General features: G+C 69.9%; 26 protein-coding genes. 12 read left to right on the top strand and 14 right to left on the bottom strand.

The window, feature by feature from the left end:
- Nucleotides 1–135 precede the first annotated feature (135 nt).
- The gene (locus tag KWI83_RS35045; protein ID WP_305733713.1) at nt 136–1812 is read right to left on the bottom strand and encodes a fumarate hydratase; all 1677 of its coding nucleotides are present in this window, start codon (nt 1810–1812) and stop codon (nt 136–138) included.
- Between the two features lie 172 nt (nt 1813–1984).
- Here KWI83_RS35045 and KWI83_RS35040 point away from each other — a divergent pair, with 172 nt between their 5' ends.
- Both KWI83_RS35040 and KWI83_RS35035 read left to right on the top strand, forming a co-directional pair.
- On the top strand, nt 1985–2668 hold the full coding sequence (locus KWI83_RS35040; RefSeq protein ID WP_218518422.1) for a DUF1707 domain-containing protein: 684 nt from the start codon (nt 1985–1987) through the stop codon (nt 2666–2668).
- 174 nt (nt 2669–2842) lie between these two features.
- Nucleotides 2843–3220: a WhiB family transcriptional regulator gene (locus KWI83_RS35035; RefSeq protein WP_218518421.1), complete on the top strand. Its 378-nt coding sequence runs from the start codon at nt 2843–2845 to the stop codon at nt 3218–3220.
- Between the two features lie 179 nt (nt 3221–3399).
- On the opposite strand, the gene glpX is transcribed toward KWI83_RS35035, so the two are convergent.
- The gene (gene glpX, locus KWI83_RS35030) at nt 3400–4431 is read right to left on the bottom strand and encodes a class II fructose-bisphosphatase (protein ID WP_218518420.1); all 1032 of its coding nucleotides are present in this window, start codon (nt 4429–4431) and stop codon (nt 3400–3402) included.
- 126 nt (nt 4432–4557) lie between these two features.
- Between glpX and KWI83_RS35025 the strand changes: the two genes are divergently transcribed.
- Nucleotides 4558–5094 (top strand): DUF4245 domain-containing protein, encoded by a 537-nt coding sequence (locus tag KWI83_RS35025; RefSeq protein ID WP_218518419.1) that lies wholly within the window; start codon nt 4558–4560, stop codon nt 5092–5094.
- 54 nt (nt 5095–5148) lie between these two features.
- On the opposite strand, the gene KWI83_RS35020 is transcribed toward KWI83_RS35025, so the two are convergent.
- The 3 genes from KWI83_RS35020 to xseA form a co-directional block, all read right to left on the bottom strand.
- Nucleotides 5149–5739, bottom strand: a complete 591-nt coding sequence (locus KWI83_RS35020) for a malonic semialdehyde reductase (protein WP_218518418.1) — start codon at nt 5737–5739, stop codon at nt 5149–5151.
- A gap of 145 nt (nt 5740–5884) precedes the next feature.
- Entirely contained in the window at nt 5885–6139 is a 255-nt protein-coding gene (locus tag KWI83_RS35015) for an exodeoxyribonuclease VII small subunit (protein ID WP_218518417.1), read from the bottom strand.
- A gap of 173 nt (nt 6140–6312) precedes the next feature.
- Nucleotides 6313–7521 (bottom strand): exodeoxyribonuclease VII large subunit, encoded by a 1209-nt coding sequence (xseA, locus tag KWI83_RS35010; RefSeq protein ID WP_218518416.1) that lies wholly within the window; start codon nt 7519–7521, stop codon nt 6313–6315.
- Between the two features lie 181 nt (nt 7522–7702).
- Between xseA and KWI83_RS35005 the strand changes: the two genes are divergently transcribed.
- Nucleotides 7703–8722: a 4-hydroxy-3-methylbut-2-enyl diphosphate reductase gene (locus tag KWI83_RS35005; RefSeq protein WP_218518415.1), complete on the top strand. Its 1020-nt coding sequence runs from the start codon at nt 7703–7705 to the stop codon at nt 8720–8722.
- 94 nt (nt 8723–8816) lie between these two features.
- Nucleotides 8817–9563, top strand: a complete 747-nt coding sequence (gene ppgK, locus KWI83_RS35000; RefSeq protein ID WP_218518414.1) for a polyphosphate--glucose phosphotransferase — start codon at nt 8817–8819, stop codon at nt 9561–9563.
- A 21-nt stretch (nt 9564–9584) separates the two neighbouring features.
- Here the strand turns inward: ppgK and KWI83_RS34995 are convergent, their stop codons facing one another.
- Entirely contained in the window at nt 9585–10211 is a 627-nt protein-coding gene (locus KWI83_RS34995) for a DUF6542 domain-containing protein (RefSeq protein WP_218518413.1), read from the bottom strand.
- 196 nt (nt 10212–10407) lie between these two features.
- Here KWI83_RS34995 and ychF point away from each other — a divergent pair, with 196 nt between their 5' ends.
- Entirely contained in the window at nt 10408–11496 is a 1089-nt protein-coding gene (gene ychF / locus KWI83_RS34990) for a redox-regulated ATPase YchF (RefSeq protein WP_218518412.1), read from the top strand.
- Between the two features lie 109 nt (nt 11497–11605).
- Here the strand turns inward: ychF and KWI83_RS39465 are convergent, their stop codons facing one another.
- A complete protein-coding gene (locus KWI83_RS39465; RefSeq protein WP_374106443.1) occupies nt 11606–12691 on the bottom strand; it encodes a tyrosine-type recombinase/integrase in 1086 nt (361 codons plus the stop codon).
- Nucleotides 12692–12747: 56 nt separating this feature from the next.
- Entirely contained in the window at nt 12748–13248 is a 501-nt protein-coding gene (locus KWI83_RS34980; RefSeq protein WP_218518411.1) for a helix-turn-helix transcriptional regulator, read from the bottom strand.
- Between the two features lie 121 nt (nt 13249–13369).
- Between KWI83_RS34980 and KWI83_RS34975 the strand changes: the two genes are divergently transcribed.
- The 3 genes from KWI83_RS34975 (at nt 13370) to KWI83_RS34960 (ending at nt 17124) form a co-directional block, all read left to right on the top strand.
- Nucleotides 13370–13564, top strand: a complete 195-nt coding sequence (locus KWI83_RS34975) for an AlpA family transcriptional regulator (RefSeq protein ID WP_085570898.1) — start codon at nt 13370–13372, stop codon at nt 13562–13564.
- Between the two features lie 661 nt (nt 13565–14225).
- Nucleotides 14226–15437: a DUF3631 domain-containing protein gene (locus KWI83_RS39460; RefSeq protein WP_308122354.1), complete on the top strand. Its 1212-nt coding sequence runs from the start codon at nt 14226–14228 to the stop codon at nt 15435–15437.
- Nucleotides 15427–17124, top strand: a complete 1698-nt coding sequence (locus tag KWI83_RS34960; protein ID WP_218518410.1) for a relaxase/mobilization nuclease domain-containing protein — start codon at nt 15427–15429, stop codon at nt 17122–17124. The genes KWI83_RS39460 and KWI83_RS34960 overlap by 11 nt, the downstream gene beginning before the upstream one ends.
- A gap of 134 nt (nt 17125–17258) precedes the next feature.
- Here KWI83_RS34960 and KWI83_RS34955 read toward each other — a convergent pair whose 3' ends face one another.
- From KWI83_RS34955 to KWI83_RS34935, 5 genes are all read right to left on the bottom strand, one after another.
- A complete protein-coding gene (locus tag KWI83_RS34955) occupies nt 17259–18560 on the bottom strand; it encodes a hypothetical protein (protein WP_308122353.1) in 1302 nt (433 codons plus the stop codon).
- Nucleotides 18561–18810: 250 nt separating this feature from the next.
- A complete protein-coding gene (locus tag KWI83_RS34950) occupies nt 18811–19356 on the bottom strand; it encodes an HAD domain-containing protein (protein WP_218518409.1) in 546 nt (181 codons plus the stop codon).
- Nucleotides 19357–19391: 35 nt separating this feature from the next.
- Nucleotides 19392–20084 carry a bifunctional 2-polyprenyl-6-hydroxyphenol methylase/3-demethylubiquinol 3-O-methyltransferase UbiG gene (locus KWI83_RS34945; protein WP_218518408.1) on the bottom strand — a complete coding sequence of 231 codons (693 nt, stop codon included), beginning with the start codon at nt 20082–20084 and terminating at the stop codon, nt 19392–19394.
- Between the two features lies 1 nt (nt 20085).
- A complete protein-coding gene (locus KWI83_RS34940; protein ID WP_218518407.1) occupies nt 20086–20997 on the bottom strand; it encodes a phosphotransferase family protein in 912 nt (303 codons plus the stop codon).
- Between the two features lie 76 nt (nt 20998–21073).
- Nucleotides 21074–21823, bottom strand: coding sequence for a hypothetical protein (locus tag KWI83_RS34935; protein ID WP_218518406.1), 750 nt, complete (start codon nt 21821–21823; stop codon nt 21074–21076).
- 223 nt (nt 21824–22046) lie between these two features.
- On the opposite strand from KWI83_RS34935, the gene KWI83_RS34930 reads away from it, so the two are divergent.
- The 3 genes from KWI83_RS34930 to KWI83_RS34920 are packed head-to-tail and all read left to right on the top strand — an operon-like array spanning nt 22047 to nt 24398.
- Nucleotides 22047–23402: a tetratricopeptide repeat protein gene (locus tag KWI83_RS34930; protein WP_218518405.1), complete on the top strand. Its 1356-nt coding sequence runs from the start codon at nt 22047–22049 to the stop codon at nt 23400–23402.
- 1 nt (nt 23403) lies between these two features.
- Nucleotides 23404–23940, top strand: a complete 537-nt coding sequence (locus tag KWI83_RS34925; RefSeq protein ID WP_218518404.1) for an NUDIX domain-containing protein — start codon at nt 23404–23406, stop codon at nt 23938–23940.
- The gene (locus KWI83_RS34920; RefSeq protein WP_218518403.1) at nt 23937–24398 is read left to right on the top strand and encodes a hypothetical protein; all 462 of its coding nucleotides are present in this window, start codon (nt 23937–23939) and stop codon (nt 24396–24398) included. Before KWI83_RS34925 ends, KWI83_RS34920 begins: the two co-directional genes overlap by 4 nt.
- A gap of 18 nt (nt 24399–24416) precedes the next feature.
- On the opposite strand, the gene KWI83_RS34915 is transcribed toward KWI83_RS34920, so the two are convergent.
- A complete protein-coding gene (locus tag KWI83_RS34915; RefSeq protein ID WP_218518402.1) occupies nt 24417–24959 on the bottom strand; it encodes a hypothetical protein in 543 nt (180 codons plus the stop codon).
- Between the last annotated feature and the right edge of the window lie 168 nt (nt 24960–25127).

The raw sequence follows: 25127 nt of genomic DNA, 5'->3' as shown, positions 1-25127 counted from the left end.
GGGTCGGCTGAATGGAGCCCGTCCGGCGTTCGAGGACGAGGCCGTTCAGGCCGATCGGGGGTCCAGGGGCGGAGCCCCTGGGATGGGACGGGTAGGGGCGGCGGGGGCGAGGAAACCCCCGCCGCCGCACACCACTTACGCCGGCCCGGGCCCCCGTACCGGAATGCTCGTGAACGTCGGCTGAGGCGCCGGGTCCTCGAAGAAGTCGTTGCCCTTGTCGTCGACCACGATGAACGCCGGGAAGTCCTCGACCTCGATCTTCCAGACCGCCTCCATGCCGAGCTCCTCGTACTCGACGACCTCGACCTTCTTGATGCAGTCCTGGGCGAGGCGGGCGGCGGGGCCGCCGATGGAGCCGAGGTAGAAGCCGCCGTGCGCGGCGCACGCGTCGGTGACCTGCCGGCTGCGGTTGCCCTTGGCCAGCATCACCTTGGAGCCGCCCGCCGCCTGGAACTGCTCGACGTAGGAGTCCATCCGTCCGGCCGTGGTCGGGCCGAAGGAGCCGGAGGCGTAGCCCTCGGGGGTCTTGGCGGGACCGGCGTAGTACACCGGGTGGTCCTTCAGGTACTGCGGCATCTCCTCGCCCGCGTCCAGCCGCTCCTTGATCTTGGCGTGCGCGATGTCGCGGGCCACGACCAGCGGGCCGGTCAGCGAAAGCCGGGTCTTGACCGGGTACTTGGTCAGCTCGGCGAGGATGTCGTCCATCGGCTGGTTCAGGTCGATCCGGACGACGTCGCCGCTCTCGTCGAGGTGCTCGTCGGTCGTCTCCGGCAGGAAGCGCGCCGGGTCCGTCTCCAGCTGCTCCAGGAACACGCCCTCGGCGGTGATCTTCGCGACCGCCTGCCGGTCCGCCGAGCAGGAGACGGCGATCGCGACCGGGCAGGACGCGCCGTGCCGGGGGAGGCGGATCACCCGGACGTCGTGGCAGAAGTACTTGCCGCCGAACTGCGCCCCGATACCGATCCTCTGCGTCAGCTCGAAGACCTTCTCCTCCAGCTCCTTGTCCCGGAACCCGTGCCCGAGCGGCGAGCCCTCGGTGGGGATCTCGTCCAGGTAGTGCGCGGAGGCGTACTTCGCCGTCTTCAGCGCGTACTCGGCACTCGTCCCGCCGACCACGATGGCCAGGTGGTACGGCGGGCAGGCGGCCGTCCCCAGCGAACGGATCTTCTCCTCCAGGAACTTCATCATGGAGGCCTCGTTCAGGACGGCCTTCGTCTCCTGGTAGAGGAACGACTTGTTGGCGCTGCCGCCGCCCTTGGCCATGAACAGGAACTTGTAGGCGCCGCCGTCCGTCGCGTACAGCTCGATCTGTGCCGGGAGGTTGGAGCCGGTGTTCTTCTCCTCCCACATGGTGAGCGGAGCCATCTGGGAGTAGCGGAGGTTGAGCTTGGTGTACGCGTCGTAGATGCCGCGGCTCAGGGCCTCCTCGTCGCCGCCCTCCGTGAGGACGTTCTGGCCGCGCTTGCCCATGACGATCGCGGTGCCGGTGTCCTGGCACATGGGGAGGACGCCCGCGGCCGCGATGTTGGCGTTCTTGAGGAGGTCCAGGGCGACGAACTTGTCGTTGCCCGACGCCTCCGGGTCGTCGATGATCCGGCGCAGCTGGGCCAGGTGCGCCGGGCGCAGGTAGTGCTGGATGTCGTGGATGGCCTCCTCGGCGAGCTTGCGCAGCGCCTCGGGCTCGACCTTGAGGAACGTCCGCCCGTCGGCCTCGAAGGTGGAGACACCCTCGGAGGTCACCAGCCGGTACGGGGTGGTGTCCTTCCCCATGGGGAGCAGATCGGTGTACTCGAACTCAGGCATCTCGCCCATTCCTCACTCGCGGCAGACAGCGGCTGGCCTCCATTGGCAAGCGTCCACCAGCGTAGGACGTGCCACTGACGGGGAGCTTGTGAGGTAAGGCTCAGTTCGAGTGCTCAGTTCAAGGCTCCCTGGAGGCACGCCGGGGGTGTCGCGATCTATCGTGTTTGGGTACGCTGCTGTCGTGGACCTTGAGAAGCAGACCGCGCCCGCCGCCGAACTCCGCGCGTCCGACGCCGACCGCGACCGTTTCGCGGACATCCTGCGCGACGCCCTCGCCGAGGGCCGCCTCACCGCCGAGGAGCACGCAGAGCGGGTGGAGGGCGTCTACCGCGCCAAGACGGTCGGCGAACTGGAGCCATATGTGCGGGACCTGCCCGGCGCGCACCAGGCCCGTGCGACCCCCGCGTACGCCTCCGCGCCCCACCGTCCGACGGCCGGTGCGATACCGGCGGACCCGGACGAGAACGTGGTCGCGGTGTTCAGCGCCACGGTGCGCAAGGGCCGCTGGCGGGCGGGCCGCCGTATCCATGCGTACTCGATCTTCGGCAGTGTCGAGATCGACCTGAGCGAGGCGATCTTCGAGTACCAGCAGGTCGTGATCAAGGCCTGGTCCGTCTTCGGAAACGTCGAGGTCCGCGTGCCGGAGAACGTCTCGCTGCGCGGCACCGGCGGCGGCGTCTTCGGCAACTTCGAGGTCGACACGCTGGACGCGGCCGACCCCGACGCGCCCGTGGTCTTCGTGGACGGCTGGGCCGTGCTCGGCAACATCGAGGCGCGGCCGAAGCGCGGGAAGCTCGTGGCGGACATTCGCCATCGGGTGCATCGCAAGGTCGAGAAGGGTTTGCGCAAGCACCTGGACCATTGACGGTTGTGAAGTCGACCTGATCCGAAGGGATTCGGTCACCGTCCGGGCCGTCCCGGGCGGCGCATCCGCACCCCCGGATTCCAGCGGTTGGGGACTCCCTGCATAGGCGCGCGTACAGCGGGTAGACCTTGCTGCATCGTCGCACGCTCGCGAAGCCGTCGTCAGGAGTAGACCGTGCTGCAACCGCCGCATTCGTCCCTGCAGGTAGCTGGCGTTCCGGCCCAGCGGGTGCCAGCACGAGACAGGGACCAAGACGCCCCATGGCACACGGAGGCCGTGTGCCGGCGCGACGAGGCCGGCCTGTTCTTCGCACCCTCCAAGGAGCCCACCGCCGCCCGGCTGTCCCGCGAGGAGGCGGCCAAGCGGGTCTGCGCCCGGTGCCCCGTCATGGTCGAGTGCCGGGAACACGCCCTCCTCCAGCCCGAACCGTACGGCGTCTGGGGCGGCCTCACCGCCGCCGAACGCCGAGTGGTCCTCGCGAGGCGCCGCCGCCGCGAACTGGAACTGAAGAAGGCGGCCCGCGCGAACAACCGCATAGCGGCAGCGGGCTGACGCCCGCACACGTGAAAAGGCGCCCCCTCCGCACAGGGGGCGCCTTTTCACGATGCCGGGAACTGCATGCCCTCCAGGGGCGCGGGGCTGCGTTCAATGTGCGGCTCCGCCGCGTGGGCGCGATCAACCACAGACGACCCGCAGCCGCCAGTGATCAGCAGTCCCCTCTCCGTAGGCGCCTAATTCGCCCGATCGAAGTCGATCGCGCTGTACGCCCGCAACTTGCTCAACCGGTGCTCGGAATCAATCCGCCGCACGGTCCCCGACTTGGACCGCATCACGATCGAGTCCGTCGTGGCGGTCTCCGACCGATACCGCACCCCCCGCAGCAACTCCCCGTCGGTGATCCCGGTGGCCACGAAGAACACGTTCTCCCCGGTCACCAGATCCTCGGTCGTCAGCACCCGGTCCAGATCGTGCCCGGCGTCGATCGCCCGCTGCCGCTCCTCCTCGTCCTTGGGCCACAGCTTGCCCTGAATGGTCCCCCCGAGGCACTTCACGGCACAGGCCGAGATGATCCCCTCCGGCGTCCCCCCGATGCCGAGCAGCAGGTCCACACCCGTGCCCTCACGCAGCGCGAGGATCGACCCCGCCACGTCCCCGTCGGAGATCAGCTTGATGCGCGCCCCGGTCTCCCGGACCTCCTGGATCAGCCTCTCGTGCCGAGGCCGGTCGAGGATGACGACGGTCACGTCCTCCGGCGTGGCCCGCTTGGCCTTCGCGACCCGCCGGATGTTCACCGACACCGGCGCGTCGATGTCGACGAAGTCCGCCGCCTCGGGGCCGGTGACCAGCTTGTCCATGTAGAACACGGCCGACGGGTCGAACATCGACCCGCGCTCCGCCGCCGCCAGCACCGCGATCGCGTTCGGCATGCCCTTAGCGGTCAGGGTCGTACCGTCGATCGGGTCGACGGCGATGTCGCACTCGGGCCCGGTCCCGTCGCCGACCCGCTCCCCGTTGAAGAGCATCGGCGCCTCGTCCTTCTCGCCCTCCCCGATGACGACGACGCCGTTCATGGAGACGGTGGAGACGAGGGTGCGCATGGCGCGCACCGCGGCACCGTCGGCGCCGTTCTTGTCACCGCGCCCCACCCAGCGGCCCGCGGCCATCGCCGCGGCTTCGGTCACCCGGACCAGTTCCAGGGCGAGGTTGCGGTCGGGGGCCTCGGAGGGGACATCCAGTTCGGACGGCAAGTGATGCTCGGTCATCGGAGCGCACCTTTCTGATACGACGACGGCCGGATGAGGGTTCGGCGACGACTCTATCGTCAGATCGACAGAATGAGCAGAGCCCCCCACGGATGAGCAGCCGGGGCACCTGCGACGATAGGGCGCGTGGCAGGTACGAACGGCAAGCAGAAGACGGTCCGGGACATGGTTCTCTCCCTGGGCCTGGTCACGCTGGCGGGATTGGTCATGTATCTCTTCATCCCGCACGACGACGACAAGGAACCCAACGTCCCCCGAGTCGACTACCGGGTCGAGCTGCTCACGGCCCGCCGTGCCGCCGCGTACCCGGTGGCCGCGCCGGAGGGCCTGCCGCAGAGCTGGAAGGCGACCTCGGTCCGCTTCGACGCTCAGGAGCACGACACCTGGCACCTCGGCTTCCACGCCCCCGACGGCGAGTACGTCACCGTGAAGCAGTCCATGGACAAGCGGATTCCGTTCATCGAGGACGCCACCCAGGGGGCGGAGGAGACGGAGGCCACCGAGGAGATCGGCGGCCGTACGTGGATCCGCTACACCGGCGGCCGGTACGACGCGCTCGTCCTGGCGGAGGGCGACGACGTCAAGGGCGCGACGACGGTGGTGGCCGGAACGGGCTCGTTCGAGCAGCTGGCGACGATGGCGAAGGCGCTGAAGACGTCGTGACAACGTGAGAGGGGCCCCCGGCATCAGCCGGGGGCCCCTCTCACGTTCGGTTGTTCAGACGGTCGTGACGACGTCCTCGTACGCCAGTCGCGGCGAGCGCGGGAACCACGCGTCCGGGCCCGGGCGGCCGATGTTGACGACGATCAGCGGGGTGTGGTCGTCGTCCAGGAACTCCTTGCGCACGCCCTCGAAGTCCACGCCGGTCATCGGGCCGGCGGCCAGCCCGGCGGCGCGGACGCCGATGATGAAGTACGCGGCCTGGAGGGCGGCGTTCAGGGCGGCGGCGTTCTCGCGCACCGGGCGGTCGGCGAAGAAGGCGTCCTTGGCCTGCGGGAAGTGCGGGAAGAGGTGCGGCAGCTCCTCGTGGAACTCGTTGTCCGCGGAGAGGATCGCGACCAGCGGGGCGGCGGCCGTCTTGGCCTGGTTGCCCTCGGCCAGGTGCTGGACCAGGCGCTCACGGGCCTCGGGGGAGCGGACCAGGGTGATGCGCAGCGGGGACTGGTTGAAGGCGGTCGGGCCGTACTTGACCAGGTCGTAGATCGCCTGCACCTGCTCGTCGGTGACGGGCTCGTCGGTGAAGGTGTTCGCGGTGCGGGCCTCGCGGAACAGCAGGTCCTGGGCGGCTGGGTCAAGAACGAGAGACATAGGTGAACCTTCTCGGGATGCGCGTCGGATCCGGGTGCCGGATCGGCTGACGCGTCGACGGTACGCCAGTGAAGTTCAATGTTCAACAATGCGCCGGGTGTGGTGATCCGCTTCACAACCCACCTGCTGCGATGACGTGCAGTGGCTACTCGGCGCCGCCCTCGCCGGTGGCCTTCTCGCCCGCCTGCTCCTCCGCCGACTCCTCGGCCAGCGCCGCGTCCAGCCGGGCCCGTGCGCCCTCCAGCCACCTCCGGCACACCTTGGCCAGCTCCTCGCCGCGCTCCCACAGCGCGAGGGACTCCTCCAGCGTCGTACCACCCGCCTCCAGCCGGCGTACGACCTCGATCAGCTCGTCCCGCGCCTGCTCGTAGCCCAGCGCCTCATCCACCCTGCTGCTCATCCGCCCACCCTAAGGGGTCCTTGTACTATGCCCGCCGGGTCGCGCGGCCTGGCACCGCACCTCGCCGCGTTGCCGAAACGCCCAGGTAGCTCCGTTACCAGGGCGCTCCGGCGCCTTGCGATGCACGGCACCAGACCACGCGACCCGATCGGACGCTCATAGTGCAAGGACCCCTAAGAGTCGACTCGTACGGAGAACTCACCCTCGGCCACCCGCGCCCGCAGCCGCTCGTCGGGCGTCACCTCGTCCGGTGTGCGGACCACATGGCCGTCGGCCTTCTGCAGGACCGCGTACCCCCGCTTCAGGGTCGCCGCCGGTGAGAGGGCCACCACGCGCGCGTGCGTGTGCGTCAGCTCCGACTCGGCCCGGTCGAGGTGGTGGCCCAGGCACCGCCGTCCGCGCTCGATCAGGGCCGCCACCTGGTCGGCCCGCTCGTCGACCATCCGGTGCGGGTCCTCCATCGAGGGCCGCGCCAGCGCGTGCGCCAGCCCACGCTCCTCCCGCTCGACGAACGCCGCCATGCACCGCCGCGCCCGGTCCCGCAGCTGGCGTACCCGCTCGAACTCCTCGCCCACGTCCGGTACGACCTTCTTCGCGGCGTCGGTGGGCGTGGAGGCCCGCAGGTCGGCGACGTGGTCCAGGAGCGGGTTGTCGGGCTCGTGCCCGATGGCCGACACCACGGGCGTACGGCAGGCCGCGACCGCGCGGACCAGCTGCTCGTCGGAGAACGGCAGGAGATCCTCCACGCTCCCGCCCCCGCGGGCGACGATGATCACGTCCACGTCGTCGATCTCGTCGAGCTCCTTCACGGCCTGCACGACCTGCGGCACGGCGTGCACGCCCTGCACCGCGACATTGCGCACCTCGAAGCGCACGGCCGGCCAGCGGTGCCGGGCGTTCTCCAGCACGTCCCGCTCCGCGGCCGAGGCCCGCCCGCACACCAGCCCGATCAGCTGCGGCAGGAACGGCAGCGGCCGCTTCCGCTCCGGCGCGAACAGCCCCTCGCCCGCCAGCTTCTTCTTCAGCTGCTCCAGCCGCGCCAGCAGCTCCCCGACCCCCACGGGCCGTATCTCGGCGGCCCGCAACGACAGCTGCCCCCGCGGCGCGTACCACTCCGGCTTCGCCAGGACGACGACCCGCGCGCCCTCGCTCACCACGTCGGCGACCGCGTCGAACACCTGCCGGTAGCAGGTGACGCTCACCGAGATGTCGTACGACGGGTCCCGCAGCGTCAGGAACACCACGCCCGCGCCCGGCCGCCGCGACAACTGCGTGATCTGCCCCTCGACCCAGACCGCCCCGAGCCGGTCGATCCAGCCCCCGATGAGCCGCGACACCTCACCGACGGGCAGGGGCGATTCCGGGGACGTGTTGACTGCCATGCCGCGAGCGTAATGGGCGGCACCGACATCGCGGCCCGACCTCGGACACCGGACGCGGACTTCCACCGCGGCGACGACGTACACCGGCGCCACCGCCCCGTGCGACCTGGCGCCCAGGAGGCCGGTCTCCCCAGGAACGTCACAAGGGCGCGATCTTTGACCCCCCGAACGCGGCCTTACGATGGGTGCCATGACTGCTTCGACTGGCCGCCGTGTCCTGCTCGCCGCCCCCCGGGGCTACTGCGCGGGTGTGGACCGCGCCGTGATCGCCGTCGAGAAAGCCCTGGAGCAGTACGGCGCTCCGATCTATGTCCGGCACGAGATCGTCCACAACAAGTACGTCGTGCAGACCCTGGAGAAGAAGGGCGCCATCTTCGTCGAGCGGACGGAGGAGGTCCCCGCGGGGAACATCGTGATGTTCTCCGCACACGGCGTCGCCCCGGTCGTCCACGAGGAGGCCGAGCGGGGCAAGCTGGCCACCATCGACGCGACCTGCCCGCTGGTCACCAAGGTCCACAAGGAAGCCGTCCGGTTCGCCAACGAGGACTACGACATCCTCCTGATCGGTCACGAGGGCCACGAGGAGGTCATCGGCACCTCCGGCGAGGCCCCCGACCACATCCAGCTCGTCGACGGCCCCGGCGACGTGGCGAAGGTCGAGGTCCGCGACCCGTCCAAGGTCGTCTGGCTGTCCCAGACCACGCTCTCCGTCGACGAGACCATGGAGACCGTCGACGCCCTGAAGGAGAAGTTCCCGCAGCTGATCTCGCCGCCCAGCGACGACATCTGCTATGCCACCCAGAACCGCCAGCTCGCGGTGAAGCAGATGGGCGCGGAGGCCGATCTGGTGATCGTCGTCGGCTCCCGCAACTCCTCCAACTCCAAGCGGCTCGTCGAGGTCGCCAAGCTCGCCGGGGCGCGCGAGGCGTACCTCGTCGACTTCGCCGACGAGATCGACGAGGCCTGGCTGGAGGGCGTCTCGACGGTCGGCGTCACCTCCGGTGCCTCCGTCCCCGAGGTGCTCGTCGAGCAGGTGCTGGAGTGGCTGTCCCGGCGCGGCTTCGAGGACGTCGAGATCGTCAAGGCGGCCGAGGAGTCCATCACCTTCTCGCTGCCCAAGGAACTCCGCCGCGACCTGCGCGAGGAGGCGGCGGCGCTGATCGCGCAGCGCACGGGGGCGGAGGGCTCCGCCGAGGGGTGAGCGCCCGGGGCGGTGACGCCGGGGTGCGGTCGTCGGCGGTGGTTCCGACGGCTCCGACGTCATGACTGTCAGTGGTCCGTCGTAACGTGGTGCCATGCAGATCTTCGGCGTGGACATCGGTGGATCCGGGATCAAGGGCGCCCCTGTGGACCTCGACAGGGGCGACCTCGCGGACGAGCGTTACAAGGTGCTGACCCCCCACCCGGCCACGCCGGACTCGGTGGCCGACGGGGTCAAGGAGGTCGTCGACCACTTCGGCTGGAGCGGGCCGGTCGGCGTGACGTTCCCCGGCGTCGTCACGGGCGGCGCCATGATCCGTACGGCGGCGAACGTCGACAAGGGCTGGATCGACACGGACGCGCGGGTGCTGCTGGGCGACCGCCTGGGCGGCGTCCCGGTGACCGTGGTGAACGACGCCGACGCGGCTGGCATCGCCGAGTTGGCCTTCGGCGCCGGCCGCGGCCGCAAGGGCACGGTCATCGTGCTGACCTTCGGCACCGGCATCGGCAGCGCCGTCTTCACCGACGGCGTCCTCGTCCCCAACACCGAGCTGGGCCATCTCGAACTGCACGGGCACGACGCCGAGAAGCGGGCCTCCAGCAAGGTCAAGGAGGACCACGACATGTCGTGGGAGCACTGGGCGCACCGGGTCCAGCAGTACCTCGCGCACGTCGAGATGCTCTTCTCGCCCGAGCTCTTCGTCATCGGCGGCGGGGTGAGCCGCAAGGCGCACAAGTTCCTGCACCACATCGAGGGCATCAAGGCGGAGGTCGTGCCGGCGGAGCTGCAGAACAACGCGGGGATCGTGGGGGCGGCGATGAGAGCGGCGAACGGCGGATAGTCCTCGCCAAGGGACGCGGGCTCACACCGGCGGGCGGTTCCGCGCCACCCGCCGCCGCATCAGCCGGACCTTCCGCACGGTGACGATCGACCCGGCGACGAGAGTCCCCCCGTACAACCACCCCGCCTGCGTGGCCAGCGCGGTGAACAGTCCCACGGCCCGCCCGCTCAGCCCCTCCTCGCTCTCGGCGACGAACACCAGCCCCAGCGCGAAGGCGATCGGCACCACGACCGGCACGGTCACCAGATCCACCCCGCGCACCCACACCGCGGCCAGCACGCACACCGGCAGGAACAGCACGCCGTACACGATGAGCGACGACCCGAGCAGCAGCGCGTCGAGACAGCCGAGCGTCAGCATCACCGCACCGCAGAACAGTCCGCAGCCGAGCCCGGTGAGCCGCGGGTTGGGCATCCGGCGTGCCGCCTGGACGATCGGCGGGACAGGCCGCCGTGCCGCCGCCGGATGCCGGGCCGCACCGGCAAAACGGCGTTCGGGCCGCGCCGCGGCGGGCCTGGCCGGGCGCTGCGCAGGGCCGCCACCGCCACCGCCGGCGCCGCCGCGCCGTGCCTGCGACGGCAGGGGCGTCGGCGGCGAGGTCCCGCGTCGCGGCCCGTGCTGAGGAGATCGCGCCCTGTGTTGCTCCACTGGCCTAACTTAGGTCGGTTAATGTGCCGAATAGCCCGTCCGACACGCCGTTGGGCAGAGCTTGGCCAAGCGTTCGACAGGGCGCCCGGCCGGAGTCCGGCACCCCGTAAACTGGTGGATCGGCCAGCCAGACCCCTGGCTCCCGGCCCCCGGCCCACCGGCCCCCAGGCCCCTCTCACGTACGGGAAGTCGCAACGTGTCGCTCACGATCGGAATCGTCGGCCTGCCGAATGTCGGCAAGTCGACCCTGTTCAACGCCCTGACCAAGAACGACGTGCTGGCGGCCAACTACCCGTTCGCCACGATCGAGCCGCACGTGGGCGTGGTCGGTGTGCCCGACGCGCGCCTGAACACGCTCGCCGGGATCTTCACGTCCGAACGGACCGTCCCGGCGACCGTGGAGTTCGTCGACATCGCGGGTCTGGTACGCGGCGCGAGCCAGGGCGAGGGCCTGGGCAACAAGTTCCTGGCGAACATCCGTGAGTCCGACGCGATCTGCCAGGTCATCCGCGCGTTCAAGGACGAGAACGTCGTCCACGTCGACGGCAAGGTCTCGCCGAAGGACGACATCGAGACGATCAACACCGAGCTGATCCTCGCCGACCTGCAGACGATCGAGAAGGTGCTGCCGCGCCTCCAGAAGGAGTCGCGGATCAAGAAGGACGTGGCGCCGAAGGTCAAGGCGGTCGAGGAGGCCCAGGAGATCCTGGAGAAGGGCGACACCCTCTTCGCGCACGGCATCGTCCAGGGCAGCGAGCGCGCCGAGCTCCTGCACGACCTGCACCTGCTGACGACGAAGCCCTTCCTGTACGTCTTCAACGTCGACGAGGACGAACTGGTCGACGAGGACTTCAAGAACGACCAGCGCGCGCTGGTCGCCCCCGCCGAGGCGATCTTCCTCAACGCCAAGCTGGAGGCGGACCTCGCCGAGCTCGACGAGGAGGACGCCATGGAGCTGCTGGAGTCGGTCGGCGCGACCGAACCCGGCCTGGCCACCCTGGCCCGCGTCGGCTTCAACACCCTGGGCCTGCAGACCTACCTCACGGCCGGCCCCAAGGAATCCCGTGCCTGGACCATCAAGAGGGGCGCCACGGCCCCCGAGGCCGCAGGCGTCATCCACACCGACTTCCAGAAGGGCTTCATCAAGGCCGAGGTCATCTCCTTCGAGGACCTCGTCGCGGCGGGTTCGGTGGCCGAGGCCCGCGCGAAGGGGAAGGCGCGGATGGAGGGCAAGGACTACGTCATGCAGGACGGGGACGTGGTGGAGTTCCGCTTCAACGTCTGATACGTCCGGCGAAAGGCCGTCTGACCTGCGGCGGAGCGGGTTGGGCGGCCTTTGCGGTCCGCACAGAGTCCGCAGCGTGCTGACTTCGGTCAGCGCGCGGGGGGAGCGGCTACGCCGCTTCGTCGACCTGTGGCTGGGCATCGGCGGACTGGTCCGCATACGCCTTGTCGACAGCAGCCCGGGTTCGCTCCTCGGAGTCGGGCCATAGGTGGGTGTAGATGTTCAGCGTCATGGCTGCGTTGGTGTGGCCGAGACGCTCGGAGACCGTCTTCACGGACTCGCCGTGCTTGATCAGCAGGCTGGCGTAGTGATGCCGGAGGGCGTGGGGTCCGGTGCCCTTCGGTATGCCGGCCTTCGCGCAGGCGGGCCGCCAGGACCCGTCCATGAAGTGCGTGTAGACCACGGGCCCGCCTTGCGGCGCCGTGAAGATCCAGCTCTCGGGCCCATCGGCGGGGAAGTCCCGCAGGTGGGCCTTCATCGCATCCACCGCCATGCGGGGGAGCGGGACCATGCGGTGCGAGCGAGCGGTCTTGGGCGGGCAGACATACACGCCGTGCTTGGCGGTCTGCTGGATCTGCTGCTCGACCGAGACGGTCGCGTGCAGCAGGTCCACGTGCCGGAGCTGGAGGCCGAACAACTCGCCGGGGCGGAGCCCGGTGGCCGCGCCCAGCAGCACGAGGCACTTGTACCGGGCGGGTATCTCCTCGGACAGCATCCGTATCTGCTCGACGGCCAGCGGCACGATCTTCTTCCGGGGCACCGAAGGCAGTTTCGCCTCGGCGCACGGGTTGTGCGGGATCATCCGGTCACGGACGGCCGCCCGGAAGACGGCGTTGACCGTGTTGAAGACCGTCCGTGAGGTGCTGGCGGCCAGCCCGTGCGTGGTGGTCAGGCTGGTGACCCAGCTCTGTACGTCGCCGGGCTTGATGGCGCCGAGTGCCCGCTTTTCCCAGGCCGGGTAGACGTAGCAGCGCAGGTGCTGGGCCACCGCCTTGGCCGTGGAAGGCCGGTGCGGCTGGATGGCCCGCCATTCCTCCGCGTACTCCTTGAAAGGCTCTTCGCCGATCGCGGGTCGACGTACTGACCGGTGACCAGGCTGGCCGTGACCTCGTCGATCCACCGCTGGGCGTCGATCTTCCGCTCGAAGTGGCGGGCGTGCTCCTTGCCGTCGAGGTCGCGGTAGCGGGCTCGCCATTTGCCATTGGGGCGCTTCTGAATGTTGGCCAAGTGGCCTCTCCTTCGTGTCGGTTGTCAGTAGTGGCCACCGTCCTTGATGTCACTGCTGAGCGTGCGAGCGTCCCGCTCGTCGCCCATGAGGCGGAGGCACTGCTCGTGGATGGCCCGCGAGCTGTCGGGATGGGCCTTGATGTGGTCGGCGATGGCGACCACAGCGTGGTGTAGGCGGTCGCGCGCGTCTCGGGCCTCGTAGAACGCTTCGACGGCCTCTTGAACGAGTCGCCGACTGTCGATGTCGAGCCCCTCCAGGGGTGGTGACATTAGTTCTTCGAGGGGGAGTTCGAAGACGCGGGAGAAGGCGAGAGCCTCGTCGAGATTGATGCGTCGGCGGGGGGTGCCATTCTCGATGCGCCAGACCGCTGTCTGGTTCATCTTGATGCCGGCTCTGGTCACCCGCTCCGCCAGCTCGGTCGTGCTCCACCCTCTGACCTCGCGCTCCAGGGCGACGCGCGCGGCCACGTTCCCTTCGCTGTAGAGCAGCGGCACCTCGCCGCCCTCGGGCCTGTCGCCTGCCATCGAGCCTCCATCGTCACCGTCGCTATCCCAATTGAAACATGAGCTTCCCGATTTGGGTAACCACCGACCCCGGGGTACAACTTTATGCAGATCGAATCGCCACCTAGCCGAATGGGAATGCATGCGATACCTGACCACCGCCGAGGTCGCCGAGCGCTACCGCACAGCCGAGAGCACTGTCCGCTACTGGCGCCACATCAAGAAGGGGCCGCGCGGCATCAAGGTCGGCAAGCGGGTGCTGTACCCCGAGGCGGAGCTGCTGCGCTACGAGCGCACGCTGATCGACGGCCGTGACGAGTGGGGCCTGGCCTCGTGAGCCGCCGACAGCCCCGGACACAGCAACGGCCCCCGGCGCGCCAACGCCGAGGGCCGGAGATTCCCCTGCACGTCGCCCATCCCTGAACGAACGAACCGGTGAGAGGCGGGACCTTGCCCGTCCCGTCCCTCAACTGAGAGGAACGTCAATGGAGGACCCTACGTCCCCCGCCACCTCGAACACATCCCACAAGGTCGTCTGGCCTGCCGCTGCGGTCCCCGGCCAGGGCATCCCGTGGCACCGTCCGGACCGAGCGGACGGCCGGCCCGTCTCTCCGGGGACCGGCAATCGACCGGACCGCGCCGCTGGTCCGGTCGGTCCGGGACCGGACCGACCCGCGACCGAAACCCGGACTGGAGTTCCGGACAACCCGGACCAGGAACCCGGACCGGCGGAGAACGCGCAGCTCAGCGTTCTATCGGACCGGACCGGGAACCCGGACCATGGACCCGGTCCGCAAGCCGATAACCGGGCGGAGAGTTCCGGTCAGTCGGGTGTCGAACCCGGACCGTCGGTCCGGGTTGACCACGGTGCTGCTGGGACGGTCCCGGAACCCGGACCGGGGACCGAGGATCGTGAGCGTTCTGGCTTCTCGGCGGACGGGGACCAGGACGGGACCGTCGTACTGGACGAGCTGCGCGCCGCGATCGGCCGGTACGTCGTGCTGCCGAGCGATGAGGCTCTGACGGCGGTCACCCTGTGGGTGGCGGCCTCCCACATCCAGCCCGCCCTCCAGCACGCGCCGCGTCTGGCGGTGGTGGGACCGACCAAGGGATGCGGCAAATCCCGTGTCCTGGACGTGCTCCACGAGACCGTGCACAAGCCGATGATGACGGTGAACACCTCGCCGGCGGTGGTCTTCCGGATCATCGGCGAGGACCCGCCTACGCTGCTGGTGGACGAGGCCGACACCATCTTCGGCCCGAAGGCCGGCGACAAGGAGGACCTGCGTGGCCTGCTGAACGCCGGACACCAGCGCAACCGCCCCGCCTGGCGGATATCCGGCCCTGAGCACAAGCCGATCGCGTTCCCGACCTTCGCTATGGCCGCGCTGGCAGGCATCGGCGACCTACCGGACACGATCATGGACCGCGCCGTCGTGCTCCGCATGCAGAAGTGCAAGCCCGGCGAGAAGGTCACTCCCTTCCGCTCCCGGCACTCCGTCCCGGAACTGAACGCGCTGCGCGACCGGCTGGCCGCATGGCTGACCCCGCTGCGCCTGACCCGCCGATCAGCAGCAAGCTGGAGCGAACGAGCCTCTAACGAGGCTTCGTCCGCGCTTGCCCCCGCCCCAGGGGTGGCGGAGGGGAAGGCCGAGCGCCAAGGGGCGCCCGAGCCGGAGGAGGGTGCAGCCGAAACCAGCTGCCCGCCCGCACCCGACTCCGTCGCCCCGAGCACTCAGCCGCCGACCGACGTCCAACCGCCTGCCGAGCAGCCCTCCTGGCGGGATCTCGATGCCCCCGCCCTGCCCGCGCTGATGAACCGCAAGCGCACGGTGGAGAAGCGTGACCAGGAGAAGACCATCCGTTTCACCCGGACCGCGGTCGGCGTGATCAGTGCCGCCGCTCACCAGCGCGGTCAGAGGTTCGCCGGATTCGTCGGTGACGCCGCCCTCGCCGTCGCCCTCGGTAAGGCGGGGCTGGTCGGTAGTCCGGAGGACGATCCTCTCCGCCCGCTGATCGAGGCCGTCGAGGCACAGACGGTCGCGCTGAACCGCATCGGCGGCAACCTCAACCAGATCACCGCAGCCATCCACCGAGGAACGGTGCCCGAGCGCGCCGAGGCGGTGCTGGACCGCGTCGAGCAAGCGGCCGAGAGCAGCTACCGACTGATCGACCAGCTCCTGACGGAAGGCACCGCGCATGGTTCCTGACGTCTCTACCGGCTCCGACACCCGCGGGCTGATCGTCTACCTCTTCGGCCCCGGCCGCCGCGACGAACACACCGACCCTCACATCGTCGCCGCCTGGGACATGGTCGGCGCCCCCGACCCGGGCCGCGACCCGGCAGCCACCTACTCCCTGCTGGCCAAGCGCCTCGACCACCATGTCGACCTGCGCACCCGCGAGCTGGGCGGCAAGAAGCTTCCTCAGCATGTCTGGCACTGCCCGGTCCGCACCGCGCCCGGCGACCGCTACCTCACCGACGCCGAGTGGGCCGAGGTCGCCCGCCGCATCGTTCACGCCACAGGCATCGCTCCCGAAGGCGACGAGAAGGCATGCCGGTGGATCGTGGTGCGCCACGCCGACGACCACATCCACATCATGGCCACCACCGTCCGCGCCGACGGGCGCCGCCCACGCACCCACCGCGATGGACAGCGGGCCCAAGCCGAATGTCGCAAGATCGAAGCCGAGTTCGGCCTGCGCCGCCTGAAGTCCGGCGACCTCACCGCGCCCCGCACTCCCACCGGCGCCGAACGCGCCAAGGCCGAGCGCCAGGGCCAGACGGTCACGGCACGGCAATGGCTGCGCGAGCAGGCGTACGCGGTCGCCGCCGCCGTACACAACGAAACCGACTACTTCACCGTGCTTCAGTCCCTCGGCATCAAGGTCAAAACCCGCCTCGGCCCCGAGACCGGAGACGTCATCGGCTACAGCCTCGCCGCACCCGGCGACACCAACGCGGCCGGCGAACCTGTCTGGTACGGCGGCTCCAAACTCGCCCCCGACCTCTCCATCAACCGCCTGCGCGAACGCCTCCCCGAGCAGGATGTGGCCGACCGCCCCCGGTATGTGGCGGACCCCACGGACCCATGGCGGCACACCACCACCGCAATACACACGGCACGCACCGTCCTCGACTCCGGTGACGATGCCGCTGCCCAGGGCCACCTGGCCGCCTTCGGCGACGCCCTGTACAACATCGCCAGCGCCACGACCGGCCCTCACCGGGCGGAACTACGGACGGCGGCAATGACGTTCAACCGCGCCCGCCGCACCGCCACCCGCGCCGACCACCAAGCCGCCACCGCCCTGCGCAAGGCCGCCAAGGAACTCGCCTACGCCTCCAACGAGCCCGGCGGACTTGCCATCGCCCTGCTCTTCGCCACCGTGCACCTGGCCCGCGCCGCCGCCAAGTGGCACGAACAGCGCGGCCACGAACAGCAGGCCGCTGCGGCCGAAGAAGCCTTCCGCCAGCTCCAGGCGGGCTACCAGCAGGCCGCCACACCCGTCCTGGCCGACTTGGCCCGCCGCGCACCACGAGCCGCAACCGCCCGCCGCTTCGAGCAGGGCGTGCGCGCAGCCCTCCCCAACCACGCCGACCGGATCCTCGCCGACCCCACTTGGACCGCCCTGACCACCACCCTCGCCCACGCCGAGACCGCCGGCCACAACCCCCGACGCCTCCTGACCGAGGTGAGCGCCCAACGAGAGCTCGACAGCGCCGAGCACCCCGCCGAGGTCCTCAACTGGCGCATCACCGCTCAACCGAACCGGCGCACGCAAGCAGCTCGCAGCCGAAGCACCACCAGCGGCACATCGGCCAGGTCCGCCACGCTACACCCTCCGGCCACACCAGTGGCCACGAGGTCCGAAGAACGCAGTCGACACCGCTGACCCCGGCCAGCGCAGAGCTGCTCACGTTGATTCCCCACTCGGCCGGCGGCCTACGTCCCCGATATCGCTCGAGTGGACGAGATGTCGCTCCGGTCGGCCTCGCACTCAGGTGAGGCCGACCGGCGAACAACGCTTCACGAGCAGTTCCACTCCTCGCTGGGCAGTGCGTGCCACAGGTCGAGCCAGTCGTGGAGCAGGAAGAGGGGGCGGGTCAGGACGACGTCGCCGGCCCGCTGGGAGCGGATCGCCAGGCCGAGGTCGGCGAAGACCGGATCGCCAGCGACGCTGTACGCCAGGCTGCCGGGCCGTGTTGTGCGGTGGACGAGCCAGTCCTCCACGTGGGAAGGCGCGCAGCCGGTCAGCGGGGCTGCGTCCAGTCTCACCTGGGGGCCGGTGAGGGCGTCTGCGGCGACGCACCCCAGGCGGCCGTCGTGAAAGAGGGCCCTGATCCCGCTCTCAGTGAAGTCGGCGTAGTTGAGCTGCTGATCTTCGCCGTGGTGGGAGTAGGACGAGACGGCCGGTCCTTCGCCGAGGACGCGGGTGATCTCCTCCAAGGTCATCCCGAAGTGCAGGGGGCCGACTCCTACGTACGGCGTGAACGTCCACTCGGCGCGCTCCTCCTCCCGGGTGATCCGCCACGGGCCGCGGTACCCCGCCTCGCTTCCAGCGGCGGCCACGGGCGGCTCGGGTGCTGGCTCGTGCAGGGCGGCCGGTATGGGCGCGGTCCGGTCCTCACGCTGGCGGCCGAGTCGTTTCGGAGCCGCGGTGTCCTCGGGTTGCTCTTCCAGCCAGCGGATCGCCTGCTCCTGCTCCTGGCCGCCGAACGGGTCCTCCGCCAGCTCGCCTGCCCGGTCCAGGGCCGCGCGGCGCTCCTTCTCCGCAGTGACGAGACCAGTGACATCCTCCCCCCAGGCAGCCAGCCGTTCCCGGGCGACCCACCGGTAGTACGAGTCCGCGCTCACGGCAAGGACCTCGCGAACGGCGGGCGCGTACCGGGGTACGGACGAGGCGAGGGCGGGGTCGGCCAGGAGCAGGGCGGTGGCCGCGAGCGCGGCCTCCTTCACCAGTGGATCGTCGGCGTCGCAGAAGTCCGCGATGCGGTCGTGGAGTATTGGCCTTGCCGCACGGGCGGCGGCCAGATTCTGCGCCGTGCCGACGCCGTCCTCGACGTCCAGGCGGGCGATGTCGGCGAACGAAGCCAGCCAGTTCAGCAGTTCGGCGCGAAGCGACCGCCGACCGGCCCTGCGCTCCCACCGGTCTTCGGAGAGGGTGCGCGGATCGTCAAGAAGATAGGCCAGGACCAAGGCTGCCGGAGCGGTCGCCGGAAACACCTGCTCCTGATTGAGGAGCAGCCGACACAGATCGCTCACCGCCCGTACCCGGCGGGCCGGGTCGGTGGCGAGCACAGCGCCGAGGATGTCCGGTGTGTCAGGCACACTGTGCCGGCCCGTACAGACGTGCGGCAGCTCTTCCCAGGCGGTGCCGGCGAGCTCTGCCTGCGCTCTGGGTGGCAGGGAGCTGGCGGGAGCACCAGAAAGGTCTGGGGTCATCTCGTTGATCACGACCGCAGTGTTCCAGCCGACTCTGACACCAGCGCCGCCGATACGTGCCACAGACCGCAGACAGCTCACGCTCGAGCAACACTCTCATGCCCTCGCTGCTTGTGGCAGCGAGGGCATCAGGGCGTCAGGCGGCGCGGGCTGTGGGTAACTGCGAGACCCACGTCATGAGCCCGGTCAGGTGCTCGGGCTGCAGCCCGTGGTGTGGGTCGGGCTGAATGAGGAGGGTCGACGTTCCCTTCGCAGTGCGCTCCGCCGCCCATTCATGGTCGAGGCCGGTGAAGTCGTCGTCGATCCAGACGGCGGGGGCGTCGCCCAGCCAGGCGTCGACGTGGTCACGCTTCCACAGGTAGCCGTTGGGGTGGCTGGTGGTGATCTGCGGACGCGGGAGATCGACGTACGACAGGGTTGGAAGGCCGAGGAGCGGGCCGATGAGGGTGGTGGCGTCCTGGCGCCAGCTGGTGCACCAGACCGGGGTGACCAGGCCAGTGCGGATCACGTCCATGAGCAGACGGCCGTGGTCGGGGTGGAGCCAGACGGTGACCGGGTTGTCGGCGCTCCGGCCGGTGGGGACGACGTCGTGGCGGGCGTGGGTGGCCGGGGTCGAGCCATCCGCGTTGGGGAAGGGTATGAGGACGCCGTCAATGTCGAGGAGCAGGTAGGGCGGGCGCATCGGTTCCTCCAAGGGAAGCCGGGGCGAAGGGCTGGTCAGAGCTTGCGGGCGCGGATTAGCAGGGTGGTGGGCCAGTGGCCCATGCGGGGGTCGTGGAACTCCTGGGCTGAGGTGAGCCAGAAGCCCGCTCGGCTGAGGTGCTCCTCCCACCGGTCCGTGGAGAACTCCCAGCGGGCGATGGGAAGCCGGGTGCGATCGGGGAGGGTGACGTGGTCGCGACGAGGCCGGTCGTCGCCCGAGGGGCTTCGGCCGCCGCGCTGGGGGTGGGGGACGGAGAAGGCGAGCACCCGTCCGGGCGTGAGGCGCTGGGCGATGGCTGGGAGCAGGAGTTCGGGGGCGACGAGGCCGACGGCTCCGAAGACGGAGTAGATCGCGTCGAACTGCTCGTCGGAGGCGTGCAGGTAGTGCAGGGCGTGCCCGGCGACGAAGGTGAGGTTGTTCAGCCGTCCGTAGTGCGAGCGGGCGCGGCGGACCTGGAGGCCGACCAGGTCGACGCCGGTGACGTGGGCGCCGTGGCGGGTGGCGAGGTGGGCGGCGTTGTGGCCGGGGCCGCAGCCGAGTTCCAGGAGTCGCTTGCCGCGCAGGTCGGGGCCGAGGACGTCAGCTCCGGGCCCTTGGCCGGGTCTCGTGGTCCATTCCATCCGTGCGGGTACGGACAGGGGTTCGGCGAGTCCAGCGGCGGTGCGCTGGAGCGCGTGGGCGTGCCAGGGGGATGCCTGGGCGAGCACGTCAGATCTCCAGGAGGTGGAGGACGTCGGTGAGGTGGCGGCGGACAGCCTTGATGTAGGCGGGGTCGGTGGCCGGGTCGTCGATCCAGCGAACGGACTGCTCCATGAACCACTCGACGGCCCACATGCGGTGCCAGCCCAGAGCCCAGTTCTCGGCGGTGAGTCCGCCGCGCGGGGCGAGTGCGTCGGGGGTGCCGCCGGCGGTGACGTACTGCTCCAGGAAGACGCGAAGGCGTACGGGGTGCGGGGGTTCGATGGTGCCGTGCCAGCTGGCGAGGTCGAGCAGGCCGGGACCGGTGAAGGCGCGGGCGAAGTCGAGCAGCCGCCAGCCGCGCTCACCGATGTGGAGGCTGGTGGGGTGGAACTCGGAGTGCACCCAGCCGAAGGGCGCCAGAGTCGCTCCGGCCGAGCGAGCCTCGGCGGCCTGGGCGATCCGGTCGAGCGCGTCCTCGATGTCGTCGGCGTCCTGCCACCGCTCGGCCTTGCGCAGCCGTTCGAGATGCTCTAGCGCCCGGGCCGGCAGCGTGCGCAGCCGCTCCCGGTCCAGGACAGGCAAGGGCGGAGCCGTGCGGGTGCCGTGCAGGACCACGGCCGCGGCGACGCCGTCGAGGTCGTCGGCCTCGCGGACGGACGGTCCGAGGTCCTCCATGAGCATGCCGAGCCAGCCGTTCAGGACGGCGGAGGCGTGGACCTGGGGGACGGGTACGCCGAGGGTGTGGGCCAGGCGGAGGGCCTGGTCCTCGCTGTCGAAGGGCTTCTTGGCGTACTTGAAGATGGCCGTGGAGCCGTCGGGGAAGGTCACGCGCTCGACGCCGGACATGGACCACACGCGCACCTCCTCCCGTACGGCGGTGGTCTGGCCGGTCGCGGTGAGTAGGTTGTCGAGGAGTTCGGCGCTGGGGTTCGTGGTCACAGGAGGGCTCCGGGGAGATGGTGGCGTCCGGGGCGGGCGAGAGATACCGGCCCGCCCCGGAGCCTGATCGGGTGGGTTACGCGGCGGGGTTCACGCGGTGGGCGTAGACGTGCTCGATCCAGCCCGCCTTGAAGGCCGCGAGGTCGTCGCGGAAGTTCGCCATCGAGGCACCGTAGGGCGCGACCACGCCGCCGGACTGGTCCGGCACGGACTGGCACCCATGCACGAGCCGTCCGCCGAGCGCCGCGTGGGCCTTGATGGACTCGATCCGGCGGTGCTCGTTGAACCAGCCGCCGTGGTAGACCTCGTCGAGCATCCCGCCCATCTCGTCGTCCAGGTCGAAGACGACGGACGTGGCGGCGGGGAAGAACCAGCACGGGCCGACGTTGGAGATGTGCCCGTCCAGCTCGACCTTGTTGAGCGCCATGAGCGTGGCCGCCTCGCGGAGCATCCGCAGGTAGTCGGCGGTGATCTGCGGCAGACCGAGGCTGGCCAGGTGCTCCTCGCGGAAGAGGTACGCGTACACCTCGTACGCGGTGGCCACGACGCGGGCCGCGTCGGACGTGGACTCACCGTGCTGCTTGATGAAGTCGAGCGCGAGCTGCTCGACCGCGCTCTCGGTCGTCTCGTCCACGTCCAGGAGCTGGGACTTGACCAGCTCCCAGTCGGCGACGAGCCAGGTGTTCGACTCGAAGCGGAAGAAGTACTCGGCCGGGTCGATGGTGATGCGCCGGCCGTCGACCTGGATGCCGGGCAGGCGGCTCCAGCGCGGGTCGAACGCCTCGGGCAGCTCGACTGTGATGGCCGTGGTGTCGATGGCGGTCACCGTGTCTCCGTCTCTGATTGGCCGGTCTCGGGCACAGGAATGCCCGAGCCTGGTGTGGGCGTACGGAACTTCGGGGTGCCGCCTGGACCAAGGGGGAGCCTGGATCACGGTCGCGCCGTTCCGGGCGGCTGCTGATAAGTGAACCGGTGGTCACGCTCAGTGGGTACGGTGGAAGGCAGTTGAAGCGGTATACGCGGTTTACAGCTCCGGAGTGGAGGCGATCGTGGCGGCGCAGAGGGGCCCCAACTCCCGTCTGCGCGATGTCATCGACTCGGTCGGCTGCACCTATGAGGCCCTCGCCAGGGACGTGCGGCGTATCGCCGCCGAGAACGGCGAGATCCTCCAGACCAACAAGTCAGCCATCTCGCACTGGGTGAACGGCACCCGGGCCCCTTCGGGCCAGGTAGGCCAGTACCTGGCTGAGGCCCTGTCCCGCCGAGCGGGACGCACGATCACCCAGACCGAGATCGGCCTCATCTCCGGCGAGGCCGAAGAGCGGGCGGAATCCGACCCCGTCCTCGCGGTCACCGACCTGGGCCGGGCCGACGTCGAACGGCGCCGTTTCCTCGCCATCGCGGCCTTCACCACCGCCGGCGTCGCCATGCCGCTCGGCTACGACCACGAGGCCACCGCCCGCATGCTCCGCGCCCGCACCGGCACGTCCATGGTCGGCGCGGAGGACGTGGACGTCGTACGCCAGATCACCGCGGCCTTCAGCGCCGCTGACGAGCGCCTCGGCGGCGGGCACGGCCTGACCACCGTCACCGCGTACCTCGCCGACACCGCCGCCCCGATGCTCCGCGGACGCTTCCCCAGCGAAGTCTTACGCCGGGCCGCCTTTGGCGCCGTCGCCGAACTCGCCTACCTCGCGGGGTGGAAACACCACGACCTCGGCCACGAAGGCGCCGCCCAGCGCTACTACCAGGTCGGCTACCAACTAGCCTGTGAAGCCGACCCCCACGGCCATGGGGCCTGGATGATGCGTGCCCTCGCCCACCAGGCCCTCAGCCTCAAGCAGCCCCACCACTGCGTCGACCTCGTCGAAGGCGCCCTCCGAGCCGGGCTCGGCCACGTCGACGGCCAGACCGAGGCCCTCCTCCACATCACCCACGCCCGCGCCTACGCCGCAGTCAACGAGAACACCTCGGCCGCGCGCGCCCTACTCGCGGCCGAAGACGCCCTGCTACGGGACGACGGCCCCCAACCCAGCTACTCCCGCGTCAGCGGCCCCGCCGCCGGCACCGTGGCCAGCCACACCGCCCGCACCCTGACCGACCTCGCCGACCACATCGGCACCGAGCAGCAGCACCGCGATGCCCTCACCCGCTGGGACCCCGAGAAGTACAAGCGTGTCCACGCCCTCACTCACGCCGACCTCGGCGACAGCCTCGCCGCCCAGGCCCGCGCCGACGAGGCGGTCGCCGCCTGGACCCAGGCCCTGGTCCTCATGGAAGGCATGACCTCCGACCGGACTCGTAAGGCAATCACCTCAATCCGCTCCACGCTCGCGGTCTACCAGCGCCGCCGCGTTCCCGGTGCCGCCGATCTTGCTCGTCGCGCCCGCGAGGCCCTCACCTAACATGCCCAACAACCCGCCCGACGAAGGGAACACCGTGATCCAGCAGACCGACGACCAGCCCAAGGCCCTCAAGCCGGCGCTCGAATCGATGACCCTGCTGGTCGCGGCCGTCATCGTCCACGACAAGGCCACCAACCGCGTCGTCCTCCTCCAGCGCAGCGAGAACGCGAAGTTCGCCCAGGGGATGTGGGACCTGCCCGTCGGCAAGAGTGAACCTGGCGAGCCCATCACGGAGACGGCGGTCCGCGAGCTCTACGAGGAAACTGGCCTCACGGTGAAGCCCGAGTCCCTCAAAGTCGCCCACATCATCCACGGCGCCTGGGGCGTCGAAGCCCCCAACGGCTTCCTCACCGTCGTCTTCGCCGCCCACGAATGGACTGGTGAACCCGAAAACCGCGAACCCCGCAAGCACTCCCAGGTCCGCTGGGTCGACGCGAACGCCATCCCCGAAGCCTTCGTCGACACCACCGCCAGCGCCCTCCACCATTACCTGAATGGCGGCTCGGAGGTCTCGCTGGACGGCTGGTCGGCAGCGTGAGCATCACGCTGCTCCACCTCATACCCAAGGACCCGCACTTTTCGCCTGCGCCCGCTGCGAGCGAGGCTGCGCAAGCCCGGCTACGACAACTGGTTCCCGAGGCGTTGGGCGGTTACGACGTCTGGGACATCCCCGGCACAGCCTTCATTGATCCCGGGGAGAATTGGTGTGGTGTCCGGTGCCCCGTATGCGGCTCCGACATCGAAGACTGGTGGGGCGACGCGATAGACACGGCAGCCCTTCCGGACGGCTATTTCGACGCGCTTGCCGTGACAATGCCCTGTTGCTCTGCCCAGACGGACTTGAACGCCCTCGACTACGTCGAGGCTGCGGGTTTCGCCAGGTACAGCCTCGTCACCACAGACCCAGAATGCGAGCTGCCACTACCACCAGCCAGCATCCAGTCGCTGGAGGACCTCCTGGGCACGGACCTGCGACAGGTCATAGCCCGGTACTGACGTCAAGCGCTGGCTTCGCTATGCGGGGCCGCTCGGAAACAGAAGCTCGTACGGCAGGTGATCGTCGTCCGGTACGCGCGGCGCGTAGTCCGGGGCCGTGCGCGCGGCCACAGCCAGGAGGCGAGCGGCAGCCTCCTCCTCGGAGAGGGAGGCATGTCCGAGGACGTGCAGAAGGCGGTCGCGCTCGGCGTCGAAGTCCGGGTGGTCGGCCCGAAGGTCCGAGCCCAGCTCACTGATCGCGAAGCCCTTCGCCAGGTCGCGCCAGAAGGGCAGCACGGCGATGAGTGTGATGGCCTCGACGAGGTCGGCGCCGATCAACGTGGCCCGGCCCTCGGAATCGGCATACAGGACAGGCCGCTCCTCGGTCCCAGCCTCCCCGCAGAGGAAGTACGTGCCGCCGGCGCCGCATCCGGCTACCGGATGCAGCGGCCTGCCAGAGGGGAGTACAAGATCCTCGATGGGATCCCGGCGATCTATGTCGAAGTCACCTGGCCAGGCCAGCGCGGCAGCCAGCGACGAGTCTTGCTCAAGACGGCGAAGCAGAGCGTCTGATGCGGTCATGGGCGGAAGGTAACAGCGCCCTCGGACAGTGGGGTTTGGTTGCCATACTGCGTGACGCCGAAGGCGCGCTGTCATTGGCGTGTGGCACAGTGCGGCCATGAGCTACGACCTGGCAGTTTGGGAAGGCGACAAACCTGCTGACAATGCGATGGCGGGAGAGGTCTTCAC

The organism is Streptomyces sp. TRM70350 (genome assembly GCF_019219825.1).
Lineage (GTDB): Bacteria > Actinomycetota > Actinomycetes > Streptomycetales > Streptomycetaceae > Streptomyces.
The sequence above is the reverse complement of the archived record's forward strand: the minus strand, read 5'-3'. Positions and strand labels throughout refer to the sequence as shown.